General features: G+C 50.1%; 14 protein-coding genes. 3 read left to right on the forward strand and 11 right to left on the reverse strand.

From position 1 onward, the window contains the following. Positions 1–48: 48 nt before the first annotated feature. The 11 genes from A0G03_RS21545 to A0G03_RS21595 form a co-directional block, all read right to left on the reverse strand. Positions 49–1419, reverse strand: coding sequence for an APC family permease (locus A0G03_RS21545; protein ID WP_048259822.1), 1371 nt, complete (start codon positions 1417–1419; stop codon positions 49–51). Then, complete coding sequence (locus A0G03_RS21550; protein WP_048259821.1) at positions 1409–1630, reverse strand: hypothetical protein; 222 nt, start codon at positions 1628–1630, stop codon at positions 1409–1411. Before A0G03_RS21550 ends, A0G03_RS21545 begins: the two co-directional genes overlap by 11 nt. Positions 1631–2039: 409 nt before the next feature. After that, positions 2040–2795, reverse strand: coding sequence for a flagellar brake protein (locus tag A0G03_RS21555; RefSeq protein WP_048259847.1), 756 nt, complete (start codon positions 2793–2795; stop codon positions 2040–2042). Positions 2796–3192: 397 nt separating this feature from the next. Further along, the gene (citG, locus tag A0G03_RS21560) at positions 3193–4098 is read right to left on the reverse strand and encodes a triphosphoribosyl-dephospho-CoA synthase CitG (protein ID WP_048259820.1); all 906 of its coding nucleotides are present in this window, start codon (positions 4096–4098) and stop codon (positions 3193–3195) included. Further along, on the reverse strand, positions 4076–4603 hold the full coding sequence (citX, locus tag A0G03_RS21565; RefSeq protein ID WP_080965233.1) for a citrate lyase holo-[acyl-carrier protein] synthase: 528 nt from the start codon (positions 4601–4603) through the stop codon (positions 4076–4078). The genes citG and citX overlap by 23 nt, the downstream gene beginning before the upstream one ends. Before the next feature lie 26 nt (positions 4604–4629). Beyond that, the gene (citF, locus tag A0G03_RS21570; RefSeq protein WP_048259818.1) at positions 4630–6159 is read right to left on the reverse strand and encodes a citrate lyase subunit alpha; all 1530 of its coding nucleotides are present in this window, start codon (positions 6157–6159) and stop codon (positions 4630–4632) included. A gap of 53 nt (positions 6160–6212) precedes the next feature. Then, positions 6213–7088 carry a citrate (pro-3S)-lyase subunit beta gene (citE, locus tag A0G03_RS21575; protein ID WP_011094117.1) on the reverse strand — a complete coding sequence of 292 codons (876 nt, stop codon included), beginning with the start codon at positions 7086–7088 and terminating at the stop codon, positions 6213–6215. Next, entirely contained in the window at positions 7088–7378 is a 291-nt protein-coding gene (gene citD, locus A0G03_RS21580; protein WP_048259817.1) for a citrate lyase acyl carrier protein, read from the reverse strand. Before citD ends, citE begins: the two co-directional genes overlap by 1 nt. 23 nt (positions 7379–7401) lie before the next feature. Next, a complete protein-coding gene (gene citC, locus A0G03_RS21585) occupies positions 7402–8466 on the reverse strand; it encodes a [citrate (pro-3S)-lyase] ligase (RefSeq protein WP_048259816.1) in 1065 nt (354 codons plus the stop codon). An 88-nt stretch (positions 8467–8554) separates the two neighbouring features. Next, complete coding sequence (locus tag A0G03_RS21590) at positions 8555–9430, reverse strand: fumarylacetoacetate hydrolase family protein (RefSeq protein WP_048259815.1); 876 nt, start codon at positions 9428–9430, stop codon at positions 8555–8557. 132 nt (positions 9431–9562) lie between these two features. Further along, entirely contained in the window at positions 9563–10933 is a 1371-nt protein-coding gene (locus tag A0G03_RS21595) for a 2-hydroxycarboxylate transporter family protein (RefSeq protein WP_048259814.1), read from the reverse strand. Between the two features lie 418 nt (positions 10934–11351). Between A0G03_RS21595 and A0G03_RS21600 the strand changes: the two genes are divergently transcribed. The 3 genes from A0G03_RS21600 to A0G03_RS21610 all read left to right on the forward strand — a co-directional run bounded on the left by A0G03_RS21600 (position 11352) and on the right by A0G03_RS21610 (position 16155). Next, complete coding sequence (locus tag A0G03_RS21600; protein ID WP_048259813.1) at positions 11352–12956, forward strand: ATP-binding protein; 1605 nt, start codon at positions 11352–11354, stop codon at positions 12954–12956. Between the two features lie 106 nt (positions 12957–13062). Then, positions 13063–13764: a response regulator gene (locus A0G03_RS21605; RefSeq protein ID WP_048259812.1), complete on the forward strand. Its 702-nt coding sequence runs from the start codon at positions 13063–13065 to the stop codon at positions 13762–13764. Between the two features lie 456 nt (positions 13765–14220). Next, a complete protein-coding gene (locus A0G03_RS21610; RefSeq protein ID WP_048259811.1) occupies positions 14221–16155 on the forward strand; it encodes a methyl-accepting chemotaxis protein in 1935 nt (644 codons plus the stop codon). The last annotated feature ends 75 nt before the right edge of the window (positions 16156–16230 follow it).

The raw sequence follows: 16230 nt of genomic DNA on the forward strand, positions 1-16230 counted from the left end.
AGAGCGCATTGGCTCCGCTTCTTCTTCATAGGTAAGCCATCAATTGACTTACACTAGTTCTTCACTGCATTGCGGCACTGGTTGACGGAAGCTCCGCGTCACAAACGCCAGATATAACAATCCGATCGTTGCCCACACCAGACCCAGCGTCATCGAGCTGGCTTCCAGATTGACCCACAGCGCGCCTACCGTCAACGCGCCCATCACAGGCAGTACGAGGAAGTTAATGGTGTCTTTCACGGTACGGTTACGGCGTTCACGAATATAGAACTGCGAAATCACCGACAGATTCACGAAGGTAAATGCCACCAGCGCACCGAAGTTAATCAGCGCCGTGGCCGTCACCAGATCGAACGAAACCGACGACAGTGCAATCACGCCAACCAATAAGACGTTCAAAGACGGCGTACGCCATTTCGGGTGGATATAGCCGAAGAAACGTTCTGGGAACACACCATCGCGTCCCATCACATACATCAGGCGAGACACGCCCGCATGTGCAGCCATACCCGATGCCAACACCGTGACACAGGAGAACACCAGAATAACGGACTGGAAGAATTTACCCGCGACATACAGCATAATTTCTGGCTGAGACGCGTCCGGCTCTTTAAAGCGCGAGATATCTGGGAAGTACAGTTGCAGGAAATACGCGACGGCAACAAAGATCACGCCGCCGATCAGCGCGGTTAGGAAGATAGCTTTTGGAATCACCCGACCTGCATCCTGCGTTTCTTCCGACAGTGAGCTGATGCCGTCAAAACCGAGAAACGAGAAGCAGAGAATGGTAGCCCCAGTGATCATGGGCACAACGTGGGCATTCTCAGACCAGAACGGACGCATACTGGTCAGCGTACCCGCACCTTCACCCAGATAAACACCGTGGATCACCAACCCCAGGAACACCGCCATGATAGCAACCTGTACCACCACGATGATGGAGTTCAGGTTAGCAACCAGATTGATGCCTCGCAGGTTAAACAGCGTCATCAGCCCGACCAGCGCCGCCACAAAAATCCATGACGGAACACCGGGGAAAATCGCTTCCAGATAGATTTTCGCCAGCAGGATGTTGATCATCGGCATGAACAAATAGTCCAACAGTGACGACCAACCGACCATAAACCCAACGTGTGGGCTGATCGCTTTCTGTGCATAGGTATAAGCCGAACCGGCGGATGGAAAACGTTTTACCAGTTTGCCATAGCTCAACGCCGTGAACAGAATGGCGACCAGCGCAAACGCGTAGGCAGTCGCCACATGACCGTCGGTCAGGCCAGACACGATACCGAAGGTATCAAAAATGGTCATCGGCTGCATGTACGCCAGCCCCATCATGACAACGGGCCACAGCGTGAGCGTTCTTTTGAGCTGAGTACGTTTGGTGCCAGTATTAGGCAGATGAGTATCAAGCGACATGACGCACACCTCTGTTCATCACGGCAGACGCAGCATTATCGTACTCAAACGTACTGAAAATAAGGGAGTGGATACAGGTCTCGCCTGAATCACGATGAGAAGAGGTGGCTGTAACAGCACCAGAGATAACCTGCGACTGCGTCGCGCCATAACCAATACCATTGCAGCACAAACCGGCGGGCACCGGTGCAAAACTTGCTAATTGACCCATCTTTCCTTTCCTCACTGTGCTCACAGGCACACACAAAATTATCTATCCGGATCGTTGTCCGGCCTCTTTGGTTGAAGACCCTATACCCAGCAAACCTGAGCGACAGAGAAAAGGTAAGAACCACACCAATACCCCTGTAACCTGAAGTATGACGAGCATAAATGTAAAAAAATAACCGACGCTATTAGACGTCGGTTATTTGCAAGGCGCGTATTCTGCCCCAGACGATCTCATCTGACAAGGCTCTGAGAACGTTGGAAACAATTTATTTATCCCATGATACTTCAAGCCGCCTATACGCGGACTTTCGTATTACCTATGGGTAAATAAGTCAGGTAATACGTTAATACTCGTAATGAAATACGTTGCTGTTATGTGTGAAGCCCAAAAAAAGGGTTGCACTTAAAAGTTACAACTCCTGAAACCGCTTTTTCTTTTCGTTTTGTAATCTTTCCAGCTCAAAAATAACCTGCTGAAGATCCCGTTCCTGTGTCGCGTTTAGTGACGGGAATTTGAAGCTCAAACGTTGCGTCAGTTTCAATTCGCCTTTGTTATCGACAATCTTCACCATTGCCTGACCGACAAACTGCAAATCCACGCAGAAGAAACCATGGTCAGCAAGATCCATTTCCACGCTCTTAATAATGTCGCCGTCGGTCAACAGCCCCGTGGTATCACGGTCGGTATAGAGGCTCAATCCCCCCAGAGAGAGATCTTTGATGGTGAACGTGAAAACACTCTCATCCGGCAGTTCACCACGGCACGTCAACGGCGGCCACAGTGGCGTATTGATACGAAAATAGGTTCTGCGTTGGATAAGATAAAGGAGTTCAGGAATCTGCGCGCTAAAAGCTGGCAGCCCGTCGTGATTCACCGTTTTCGCAATTTCAGCATTAAATTCAACTTTCGCGCCAGCAGGTTCGGCCACGAAAGACAACGCGCCCGCATACAGCGCACGGTTATTTTCACGCTCAATGCCGCCTAAATCGAAGACAAACAGGTTGTTATCGGGTACGACGTCAAGAATTTTACTGATGAACTGTCCGTGAGAATGATGTACCAGTAGAGACGTATCATTCTTCTTTAACTCGCGCAACGTTGCACAGATAGCCAGTTTGTTGCGCTTAACAAACTGCTCTTTTAAATTTTCATTCACCGCTCTCATCTCCACCATATTTACATGGATTATGTGTCAATGGCTTATATTGATGCACGCCTCTCCGTTATCTTTCAAGTCCCATGTGTGCCACATACGATGCCACAGCACTGGCTGCATATTGAAAACGATTACTCGGAGTACCTAAATAGCATGATACATACCCTAAATAATTCGAGTGACAAGATGATTGCAAGCCAAGAGCAAATTCGCCGAGAACGAATTTGACTAGCCAGCACATAGGTAACTCGAAGTATGACGGGTAGAAGTTGGTGAAAACGATATCGGCAATTTTCTCAATAACTTTAGTGGAACAATCGGAAAAGTGTTAACGAGCTGTCAAATGATGAAAATCATCGACGCTAACCATCACAAAGCCAGCTCGCTGTTTTACAACATACGTTAACTACTCAGTAGGATAGTGATACAGCAGCCAAGTCAAGGCCAATAAATCGGCACTACCACCTGGGCTAAGGTTTTTGGCAATTAGCGCTTCATCCATTTTTATCAACGCCTGACGATCCAGCGGGCCAGCCAGCAATCTCTGCGCATAGTCTTGCACAAACGCTAATCCGTCCATTCCGCCGCGCGAAACGACATTGGTGTCAGGATTGTGGGCCATCAGCACCAGCAGCGTCCGCAACAGCGCCGTTTCGTCGTCCATCCCCGCAGCAATAGCCTGCTGCAAAGCGGGCAAGGCGTGCTGGCATACGGTATTGAAACCGCTGGCGGCCTCTCCCCTCGCGCCCGTTAAGCCATGGCGCTGATAGAGATGTTCACCCGCCGTTGCAGCTCCAGAGCACGTCTCCAGCTCATTACGCACCAAATCGTGACACATTGTGGCAACGCTGTCGCACAGGCTACGCTGCGTCACCCGTTCTCCCCGTCCTGCCAGCCAACCAGCCGCGGTACACAGTAGACCAAACGCGAAAATCCCACCTTTATGGGTATTCACGCCTTTCGTTGCTGACAGCATAGCCTGCTCACAGGCGATACCAATAGGGCGAACCTGAGACAACAGCTGTGCGAGCGGCACGCTAGCATGCTGATAGCCCGCATCGGTAAAATGTCGGAACCAGGGAGAAATAGCCTGAATGCTGGTTTGAAACAGCGCGACATCCATATCGCGATGAGATCCGTTATTGGCGCAATCCACCAGTCCAGGTTTCGGCGTCAACATGACTTCCATCGTCAGCGCGTGCGCTACCCGCTGGTCGATATCCGGTAACGGGTAACGTTCCTGAGACTCGCAGGCAGCGGAACGAGAGACCGCGACCGACCGCACACCGTCAGGCTGGCGTAAAGTAGGCATTGACCTTGTCCTCAATGTGCTCAAGCAGTTCAGGCAGTGAATGACGACGCGAACGACTACAGGCATGTGCCATTTGATCGCACAACAGACAGGTGCGCCCACTGTGCGCAAGCATTGATCGACCAATCGATCCTTCGTCCGGGCTGAAGATATCGAAATCCCATAACCGCCCCAGTTCGTGGTTATCTTCCAGCACAATGGTCGCCGCTTTCACCGACAGCGCATCCTTGGTGATGGCCCACATCCCTTCCGCTCCTGTTGCCAGCCAGAATGTTTGCTGCTCCAGCACCGTCCAGCCGCGCGTCTGGCACAACAAGGTGAATGCCTTGACGGCTTCCGTCATCACCTGCCGATAGCTTTCACTATCTTTTACCGGCCCTGGCGTGACCAACGTCAGCGACACCAGCGTCGCACCGTGCCGAGCAAGCCATTCTTGCTGGCGAACTGCGCGGCGTTCCTTCGCCGCGAGTAAGGTTTCCAGAGTGATGGAAACAGCATTTGTCATCGTCGATTCCCTCATGCGTTTAGCGCTTATTCGTTGGCTTCTTTAACCTGACGAACAACGTCAATCACGCTACCATCGCGATAACGAATAACGCCGACGATGCGATCGTGAAATTCGATAGCGCGTGGTTCACCAACAAGCGCAATCGCACGTTGATAAAGTGCCTCAATCGTCATCACATTCAGCCCCGCCTGTTGCAGACGTTCAGCAACCTCTGGACGAGCCGGGTTTACGGCAATGCCGTGATCGGTCACCAGTACGTCGATGCTCTCTCCCGGCGTAACGCGCGTCGTCACCTGACGCACTACAGTCGGGATACGGCTACGAATCAGCGGCGCAACGACGATGGTCAGGTTCGCTGCCGTCGCAACATCACAGTGTCCGCCGGACGCACCGCGCATCACGCCGTCTGAACCAGTGATTACGTTAACATTGAAATCGGTGTCAATTTCCAACGCGCTGAGGATCACCATATCCAACTGATCGCAGCAGGCTGCTTTAGAGCTTGGGTTGGCATAGACGTTAGTGGAAATTTCAACATGATTCGGATTCTTCGCCAGCGATGCGGCCGCATTGGCATCGAAACACTGGGTGTCGATCAGCTTTTCGATCAGCCCTTTTTCATGCAGGTCGACAATACCGCCAGTGATACCACCGAGCGCAAAACGCGCCACGATGTTCTGCTGACGCATTTTATCTTCGAGGAAACGTGTACAGGCCGTAGAAGCCGCGCCGGAACCTGTCTGGATCGAGAAACCATTTTTGAAATAACCCGCATGTTCAATCACGTCCGCAGCGGAACGAGCAATCAGCAGTTCACGCGGGTTGCTGGTGACACGCGCCGCGCCTACGCTGATTTTGGCCGGATCGCCCACTTCATCGACCTGAACGATATAGTCCACCTGATCTTGCACGATACTGGCAGGCATGTTCGGGAACGGCACCAGTGCTTCGGTCAGCAACACCACTTTGCGGGCAAACTGCGCATCGACCATGGCATAGCCCAGCGAACCACAGCTGGATTTCCCAGCGGTGCCGTTGGCGTTACCAAATTCATCGCTGCACGGTACGCCCAGGAAAGCGACATCGATATTCAGCTCACCGCTTTGCAGCAGATGGACGCGACCGCCGTGAGAGTGAATCTGTACCGGTTCTTTCATTAATCCGTGGGAAATGGCATCGGCCAGCTTGCCGCGCATCCCAGAGGTGTAAATTCGGCTAATCACGCCCGCTTTAATGTGCTCGATCAGTGATGCGTTACAGCTCATCAGCGAGCTGGATGCCAGCGTCAGATCGCGAAAACCCATGCGCGCCAGCGTATCAATCACTCGGTTAATGACCTTATCGCCTTCGCGAAAATGGTGGTGGAAAGAGATCGTCATCCCATCTTTCAGTCCGCTGTGACGAATCGCATCTTCCAGATCGGCACACAGTTTGCGTTCATGTTTTTGTTCAACGTCATTCAGCCACGGCGTATTTTGATTGGCGTTGACGAAGGGTTGCAGATGACGTTTTTCCGGGAACTGCTTTTGCAGTGCTTCAATAAAATGACTCATTGTCTAATCCTGTGATTCCTGAGAGCGGCAATTGCGGTGTAATCACGCAACGGCTATTTGCGAACGCCGGAGGCCTGAGCACGTTCCAGCACTCTTCTTGCATGGTCGATAATTGGCCCGTCGATCATTTTTCCGTTCAGGGAAATGACGCCCAAACCAGCACGTTCGCCCTCTTCGGCGGCTTTGATCACCAGATGGGAATAGTCCACTTCATCCTGTGTAGGAGCATAGGCGTTGTGTAACAGCTCAATCTGGCGTGGGTTAATCAGGGATTTACCGTTGAAGCCCAGTCTGCGGATCAGATCGACCTCTTTCAGGAAGCCCGCATCGTCATTAACGTTGGGATAAACCACGTCAAAAGCATCAATTCCGGCAGCGCGAGCCGCATGCAGCACGGCGCAGCGAGCATAAAACAGCTCCGTACCATCGCCGCGTTCCGTTTGCATATCCATCACATAGTCAAACGCCGCCAGCGCAATCCCGATCATGCGTTCGGAAGAGCGAGCAATGGCAACGGCGTTAATCACGCCCACCGCAGACTCAATTGCCGCCATAATGCGAGTGGAACCGACTTCTCGGCCGCAGGCTTTTTCGATACGAACCAGATGGCGTTCCAGCTCATCTACATCATCGGTGGAATCGGTTTTTGGCAAACGAATAACGTCAGCACCACCGCGTACAGCAGCCTCAAGATCGAGCAGGCCAAACGGCGTACTGAGCTGGTTGATACGCACCACGGTTTCAATGTCGCGATACATCGGATGCTGGAGCGCATGGAAAACCAGCAGGCGCGCGGTGTCTTTCTCCCGCAGGGAAACCGCATCTTCCAGATCGAACATGATGGAGTCAGGCTTGTAGATAAACGCATTGGACAGCATGGCGGCGTTCGCGCCTGGGAGGAATAACATACTGCGGCGAAGTTTATTCATTATAATTTCTCCCATTCAATCTGCTGTCCGTCTGTGGCGCGCAGCACCGCGCTTTGCACGCGGGCACGGATGACACAATCCAATGCGCCTTTGTCATCCACAATGATCGTCCCTTCCTGTACGCCCAGTTCTTGCAGCGTGTCATTCACGACCTGTTTGATTTGATGACCGAACTGTTTAATCACTTCACTGTTGATGACCACGGTGAGCTTCCCGTCTGCCGGTGCCACTTTGACCAGCAAATCACTGGATTCAAAGGTACCCGCCAGGGACTCCTTAATAATCTTCATAGACTTATCCTGATTAATTTTAATTACGCGTATTCAGGTTCGTAATAGCGCTGTAAATGCTCAAAGGTTGAGGCTGGCACGATGTCCTGAATACGGCTGTACTGCCGAAGTTTGAGTAATTTCCTGACTTCCGAAGCGGAAATTGCCAGTCCTGAGGTTTGCCGTTTACGTTCAATTTCAACCACGCTTAACGCAGGGGAAGACACCGTCTGGTCTTTCTCCAGCCAGTAGTGCATGTCCTGATTGTATTGATACGTCACCGGGCAAAAGGGTTCGGTGCCGACGAAGCGCTGGGTAATACCGAGCGCTGGCGCGATATATTTCCTGAAAATGATTAAATCCAGCGCAGCATGAGCGCGGGTGATCAGTTTTTCTTCCTTCAGGAAATAAGCGGGGAACGTCGCTTTAGAGATCATGTAGTTCGAGCCAGCATGCACCGTTAGATTGGGAATGTGCTCCACGCCGCGTTGTACCATCTCCAGACGTTCGCTGAAGGGGAAAAACGAAACGTCTTCGCGCACCACGAATACGTGTAGCCAATCGCACGACTGCGCCGCGTGTTCCGCCAGATAGCGGTGGCCCAACGTGAAAGGGTTCGCATTCATGACAATAGCGCCAATCTTTTTATCTGCCCGTATCGCGAGCGCTTCGGGCTGCGCAAACGCCGCCAAAGACTGACAATACTGCTGAATACCAATCGGTGTGTTTTCCATCAGCACCGCGCTGTCCTGGAAGCACGCCAGCGGGTAGAACCCACATCCCCGGAAGATGTCGACATTTTCCGGTCGGGTATAAAGAAACAGATGGAAGTGGCCGCGCTGTGCCGCCTGCTGCATCACTTCATTCACCACCTGCACGCCTAGGTTGAGGTGTCTGAATTCAGGATCGACCGCAACACATTTAATGGTGTTGGAGGCAAGCCCCGCACAGGCGATCAGCCGCCCGCCCAGTTTGCCAACAACAACGATGTCAATATCGTCATCCATGCCGAGCTGGCAGTGTGCAAGGAACTGCCGCACAGCGTCCCTCTCCTGCTCCCGAAGGCGCACATCCAGCGTGTCAAAAAAGACGGAATCATTGGCATACATCACGGTTCTTCCTGCAACTCGAATTATTTAGGGCAATCATTGCAGGCTTGCCGGTTTTAACGCCGGCAGCCTTGTACTTACCTGGTACTTAGTGCACAGCGGCTACCGGAATCGACTTCAACGGCGCTGCGGCATCCACGATCGTGTTGCGCAAATGGCCAATGTTTTCGATTTCAACTTCAATGCAGTCACCCGCTTTCATAAACAGCGGCGGATTGCGTTTTTTACCCACGCCACCCGGTGAACCGGTAATGATCACGTCACCCGCACTCAGCTCGGTAAAAGTACTGATGTATTCAATCAATTCAGCAACTTTGTGGATCATGCTGCTGGTATTGTCGTCCTGCACCATGCGGCCATTCAGATACGTGCGGATTGCCAATACATGCGGATCGGGAATTTCATCCGTGGTGGTCAGATGCGGACCGAACGCACCGGTTTTCTGCCAGTTTTTGCCAGCAGTAAACCAGCTGTGCTGCCAGTCACGCGCCGATCCATCCATGTAGCAGCTGTAGCCTGCGACATGAGACAGCGCCACATCCCGAGAAATATTCTGTCCGCCTTTACCGATAATCACCGCCAGTTCGCCTTCGTAATCAAACTCGCTGGAATAATGCGGTTTGATGACGGGGGTAGCGTGTCCGGTTTGCGAATCCGCAAAGCGGACAAATAATGTTGGCGCAGGATTCTCTTCATTGAATTCCTGACGCTTAGCGGCATAATTCATCCCCACACACAGTATTTTCCCTGGTGCCGTAATAACAGGTAAGAACGTGACATCCGCAACCGCAATATCCGGCGTGCTCATACTGAATTCATGCGCGACGTGTAATGCATTCTGCGCCAGCAGCGTTTTCAGGTCAGGGTAACGATGGCCAACTTTACCGCCGAGATCGATTAATCCCGTTGGTGTATAAATGCCGTAACTGTCCTTACCGTTATAACGATAGCTTGCAAGTTTCATAATATTTCCTATGCAAAATAAACTCATGCCGATGGCAGTTTTATTTCGTTAATTCAACGCAACTTCTCTCAACACTCTATTTCTCAAGACACTATTTATTTGGTTCAACCGATTTTTATTTTCTGAATGACATCAGACTAAAAAGTTGGCGAGAACCAGTAGTGAAATAGAAACATTAATGGCACCGCCGATACGCGTGGCAATCTGCGCAAATGGCATCAGCATCATACGGTTACCTGCCGTCAGAATCGCGACATCACCCGTACCGCCCTGTCCACTCTGACAGCAGGAAATAATGGCCACATCAATCGGATGCATGCCAATCTTTCTACCCACTAAGAAACCGGTCCCAACCAGCGTCACTACAGTAGAAATAATTACCAGCAGGTTTTGAATCGTGAAGGCGTTCACCAGTTCCTGCCACGGCGTAATCGCTACCCCAACAGCAAACAGAATCGGATACGTCACCGAGGTCTGGAAGAACTTATAAACAACCTGAGAACCTTCCAACATTTTCGGTGAAACACCGTGAGCCAGCTTCACCAGTACAGCGGCAAACAGCATGCCAACCGGTGCAGGCAGGCCAATCATTTTGTGGCCTAGCATACCCACCATATACAGCAGGATTGCCAGCAGAGCGCCAGAGGCAATGGTCGTTACGTCTGCTTTACCGCTAAAGCCAGAAGCTGGGGCGCTGCTTTCGCTGCCACCTAGGCTATTGCCTTTATTCGGCATCAGTTCACCTTCGCCGGTCAGGTGTGGATAGCGTTTACCCAACTGGTTCAGAACACCAGCAAGGATGATCGCAGTCAGACTGCCCAGCATGACGATAGGCAAAACGCGCCCCAGAGCAACACCCTGATCCATATGCAGAATCGTGGCATAGCCGATAGACAGCGGGATTGCACCTTCACCCACCCCACCCGCCATAATCGGCAGAATCAGGAAGAAGAAGATTTGGAACGGATCCAGGCCCAGCGCAATACCCACACCCATGCCCACCAGCATCCCGGCGACTTCACCGCACAGCATAGGGAAGAAAATACGCATAAAGCCCTGAATCAGCGTCTGCCGATTCATACTCATGATGCTGCCGACAATAATGCAGCAGATGTAGAGATACAGAATGTTGGTACTTTTGTAGAACTTGGTCGTAGATTCAACGACAACGTCCGGCAGCAGGCCGTAATGCACCATCGCAGAAGGGATAAAGGTCGCACAAATTGCCGCCGCCCCCATCTTGCCGATAATCGGTAGACGCTTACCAAATTCACCACAGGCAAATCCGAAGAATGCCAGCGTCGCGACCATCACGACGATGTCGCTCGGCAACTTGCCACTCAGGCAATCAATGCCGATTAATACACCCGCTAACACGAAGAGTGGCACAGGAATAATACCTACTTTATAGGTATCCAGAACATGCCACCATTTTTCCTTTAATGAGGCCTTCCCAGCCGCCTCATTATTTACCACAATATATGAATCATCAGTCGTACTCATAACTCAGCCCCCGTTTTATTTTGTCCGCACATCATAGGGAACAGGATCATATTATTATGTGATTCCCTTCAAATTAAAAAACGAGTTTTAAAGGCGTTTATGGTTTCTATGGTTTATATTCAAAAATCGTTTATTACGCAGGCTATTAGCTGATTTTACGCTCAAAATAAACTTTAAGGTTTTTATGGCGTTTATGGTTTTTATTTCCTAAACATGATCATGTTGATAAAAAGTAATTAAGTTGTTTATTAAAGAAAGCAGAGTCGTTTAATTTTATCTATTTATTTTTATGGTCGTATTGGTAACAACATATTTAAACGTGTTATTGCTCACAAGTTTTTTTCTCTCAGTCCATTCTTATTACCATTCGTGATAAATTCAGCAGCTATTTTCGTTTATCCGCAGGCTACCGCATATCATGAGATTGAGACTTTCCTTTCATATCAAATTATTTATCTATTTGATCGTCTTCTTCTCTTCACTACTGCTAATGACGGGTATCTATTATTATCATGATATCGATAAGCAGCTGTATTCCGAGCTGGGTACACGAGCACAGGTGCAAGCCAGAGAAATCGCCATCATCCCGACGCTGATTGAATCGGTAAAAAATAGAGATATCAAACAGATATATTCTCTTTCGCAACAATTGAAACAGCGCAGCGATGCCAGCTATATCGTCATCGGCGACGATCAGGCGCGTCATCTGTTTCATTCTGAATACTCAGAAAGTGACAAACTCGTCGGTACACAGATGGTTGGCGGAGATAATTTCGACGTATTAGCCGGAAAAAGCGTGATTACCGTTCGCCATGGCAGCATCGGCATATCTCTCCGCAGCAAAGCACCTATCATCGCAGATGGTCAGGTGATCGGCATTGTCTCTGTGGGCTATCTGAAGACACACATCGACAACCTAACGTTCAGTAAACTGGCGCATATTCTGCTGGCGATTGTCGCGATGTTCGTCGCGCTGTTTATCTTTTCCTGGTGGTTCTCACGTAATCTGAAGAAACAGATGTTTGGCCTTGAACCCCTTGAAATCCGCATGCTGGTCAGGCAGCAGAAGGCACTGCTCGAATCGATCTATGAAGGGGTCATCGCCATCGATAAACAGCACCGCATTGCCGCCATTAATCATGCAGCCAAAGAGATCCTCGGGCTAAATGAACCTTCCCACCTGCTACGTGGCAAACCAATTGATACCGTGATTAAACCCGTGCCCTTCTTCTCCGGCGAAGCCATGTGGAGCAGCGACACCCACGATGAGATCTGTCGTTTCAACCATGCCACCGTCATTGCCAGTCGGGTACGGATTATGCTGGAAGATGAACTTCAGGGCTGGGTCATCAGCTTCCGTAGTAAAAACGACATTCATACGCTCAGTATGCAGCTCAGTCAGGTGAAGCGTTACGCGAACAGCCTGCGCATTCTGCGTCACGAGCAGTTGAACTGGACGGCGACGCTGGCTGGGCTGTTGCACTTAAAGCGCTATGACGAAGCCATCAAGTATATTGAGGCGCAGTCGGAAAGCGCGCAGGTGGTGCTGGACTTTGTTTCCAGTCGCTTCTGTTCACCCGCGCTGTGCGGGCTACTGCTGGGCAAGTACGCTACGGCACGGGAAAAAGGCATTGAAATTGTTTTTGACCCACGCTGCCAGCTCACGCATATTCCGGCCGCACTGAGCGAAACAGAGTTGATGTCCATCATTGGTAATTTGCTGGATAACGCCATGGAAGCCACATTGGCCACCACCGCGCCACATTATCCTGTCGAAGTGTACATCTATAACAGCGAACAAGAGCTGGTCATTGAAGTCGCCGATCAGGGAACAGGAATCGATCCAGCGATTGCCGATAGTCTGTTTGAGATGGGCGTGACCAGTAAAACACAAGGCGATCACGGACTGGGGCTGCATTTGGTCGCCAGCTACCTTAATCAGGCGCAGGGAATCGTTGAAGTCTCGGCCAATCAGCCGAATGGCAGCATATTTTCCCTATTTATCCCGCTATCCCCCCAATAATTTGCGTTGTCGCATGCTGAGCAACGCATAGGCAGCATGAGATATGACGGGTATAACGGATACGAGATCTTTTTTTATGCTTCAGACACTAACAGGGATTCACACCATGCCGCACACTGAACATTTCGATGTCTTAATCGTTGAAGATGAAAGTAAGCTGGCCACTATTCATGCTGAATTTATTGAAAAACATTTCAATCTGCGTGTCGTAGGGATTGCCGCTACGCTTTTTGAAGCCAAAAAACTCCTTCAGCAACACAAACCTCGTCTCATCCTACTTGATAACTATTTGCCCGACGGCGAAGGGGTTTCGTTGATTGAGAGCCAAGTACTCAAAGGAATGGACTGTTCCGTTATCTTTATTACCGCCGCCAGCGATATGAATACCTGCGCTCAGGCGATTCGCTGCGGAGCCTTTGACTACATAATCAAGCCGCTCTCTTACCCACGGCTGCGTTCTTCGCTGGAGCGATTTATTCAATTCGTGAAAACCCAGCACACGTACAAAATTGTCGATCAGCAGAACGTCGATATTCTCTACCAGCTGCAATCGTCCGGCTCGGCTTCCTCATCGTCCACAAAAGGCATTGAGGAGAACACGCTCGGGTTGATCAAACAGATTTTTGCCAGTGATGGTGGCGATACGCTCTATTCTGTCGATGATATCGTCGAAAAAACCGGACTCAGCAAAACGACGGCGCGCCGCTATCTGGAGTTCTGCGTTGAAAACCAGTTCCTCGATATCGAAATGCGTTACGGAAAGATTGGCCACCCACGTCGGCTGTATCGAACAAAGAGCAACCACTAGGTGCCGCAGCCCATACCCTATGGCGATGACATTAGCCGACATAGGGTATCCGGCACAGCCAGACGACAATGCACGATAAAAAGTCCGACAAAGTAATAACGTCATTAATTAATTTTTCAGATGTGCCAATATTAAGACTAAAGTTAACTATTCATGTTTTTCATCTCATTTATATTTCAATTTATTTCTAACAATAGTATTTTCCTTCCTTATTTTTTAAAGATTAAAAAAATAATCATAATCTCCTGTGTTTATTCCTAATTCAATTAACACTTCCGCTTATTGGTAATTCAACCGGCACCTGCTGTGCAGTTGTCCAACAGCGAGAGATAACCCTCACAAATTATTATTAGTTTCTGCACCCACACTAAAAAAAACCACCATGAATCCGATAAGCACTATGGGTCATATCGTTATTAATATCCGACACCAGTAATTTATCCCCGGAGAGACGTCATGTTCTTAGCCAAAAAAATCAGAAATCTTAAAATATCCCAAAAACTTTATCTTGGGTTCGGGGTCATCCTGCTACTGGTCATCATTGCATCGCTGCTCAGCGCAGGTCGCTTCAGGGAAATTCGTGATATCTATGAGAAAACCAACCTGATTTACAACATTAATATTGAGGTCTTTCAGGCAAAAATAAACCGCCTGAAATATTTTTATTCCTATGATGAAAAGTCACGCGAAACGATGGCAGGCTTTGTTAAACACGCCTCAGAATTAACTACTGAAGCAAAAACGCTCTCATGGAGTCCGGAAGGGGCAACGCTCGTCAATGATCTCGGCCAGCACCTGACCGAATTCCAGAACGCCATCACCGATATGGGCAAAGCCACGCAGCGCGTAGTCGAAAACAGAGACAAAATCAGCACCGCTAACGGGCAGAACATAACAACCGATTTTTACGCCAAACTGCGCCAGCAACCTTCGGATAGCGCAACGCTATATCAGGCAGAGGATCTGGCAACGCAGGTTTCAGAACTGAAGCAGGCATCCTATGAATTGCAACTGAAGCAAAATGCCGATGCGGCGAAGCAGTTCGATGCGGCTTTTAGTCGCTTTGACAGCAGCTATCAGGCCACCGTTCCGGCGTTAACGCCGGAACAAAAGGCGGCGGTAGAAAGCCTGGTCAGCTATGTCACTGGCTATAAAAAGCTCAACAACGACTACTTCCAGAGTATCAACGACCTGAAAAAAGCAGAAGACGGCGTGAAGGTCGGTGGAGACAAAAGCAGCGCTTCCATTAAAGCGATTATCACTATCGTCAAAGAGAAGAATGACGCACTGGCATACGGTTCTGCCACGATCACGATGATCATTGGCCTTATTGCTGTGGTCATCGGCATCATTATCTCACTGCTGATTACTCGCCAAATTACCCGTCCTGTCATTTATAACCTCTCTCTGGCGGAAAAAATTGCGGCTGGCGATCTGACCTCAACCATCACCCTTGACCGTGATGATGAACTGGGACAGTTAACGGCCGCCATGGGGAGAATGAACGAGAAGCTGCGCCATATGATCAGTGATGTACGGGACAGCGTGGACAGCGTTTCAACCTCTGCGGCCAAGATTGCTGCGGGTAATAGCGATCTCTCCTCACGTACCGAACAACAATCTGCTGCCGTAGTCGAAACCGCCGCCAGCATGGAAGAACTGACGTCGACTGTGAAAAACAACGCCGAGAATGCCAAACAGGCGAGCCAAATCAGTACCGAAGCCTCACAAAATGCGCACAAAGGCGGCGAAGTGGTACGAAATGTGGTGGATACGATGTCAGGTATTTCAGACAGTTCACGGAAGATTGCCGACATTACTGCCGTTATCAATAGTATTGCTTTCCAGACCAATATTCTGGCGCTTAACGCCGCAGTAGAAGCCGCGCGAGCCGGGGAACAAGGCCGTGGATTCGCCGTGGTAGCCAGCGAGGTACGGACACTTTCTCAACGCACGTCTCAGGCCGCGAAAGAGATCGCCAGCCTGATATCTGAATCGGTATCACGTATCAACGTAGGGACACAACTGGTGGCTAATGCGGGAACGGCAATGGATGAGATCGTCTCTTCCGTCTCACGGGTTAACGACATCATGGGGGAAATCGCTTCCGCCTCCGACGAACAAAGCCGTGGCATTGAGCAAATTTCCCGCGCCATCAGCGAACTTGATACCACTACGCAGCAGAATGCGGCGCTGGTGATGGAATCGTCAATCTCTGCGAACTCTCTGGAAGAGCAGTCGGCCATATTGGAAAGTATGGTCGCGAACTTCCGCCTGTCTGATAACGAGGGGCGTAAGCCAAAAACGAATGTCCCTGGTTTACCATCACAGCAGAAGCATCTACCACCTGCATCAAAGCAAACACAGGATTCCGGCTGGACAACATTCTGATAGTTAATCGCCCCGCCCTGATATTACGTCAGGGCGGGATTTAATGACCTAATGATATCTCGGCAATAAATAAAT

It is taken from the genome of Pectobacterium peruviense, assembly GCF_002847345.1.
GTDB classification, from domain to species: domain Bacteria; phylum Pseudomonadota; class Gammaproteobacteria; order Enterobacterales; family Enterobacteriaceae; genus Pectobacterium; species Pectobacterium peruviense.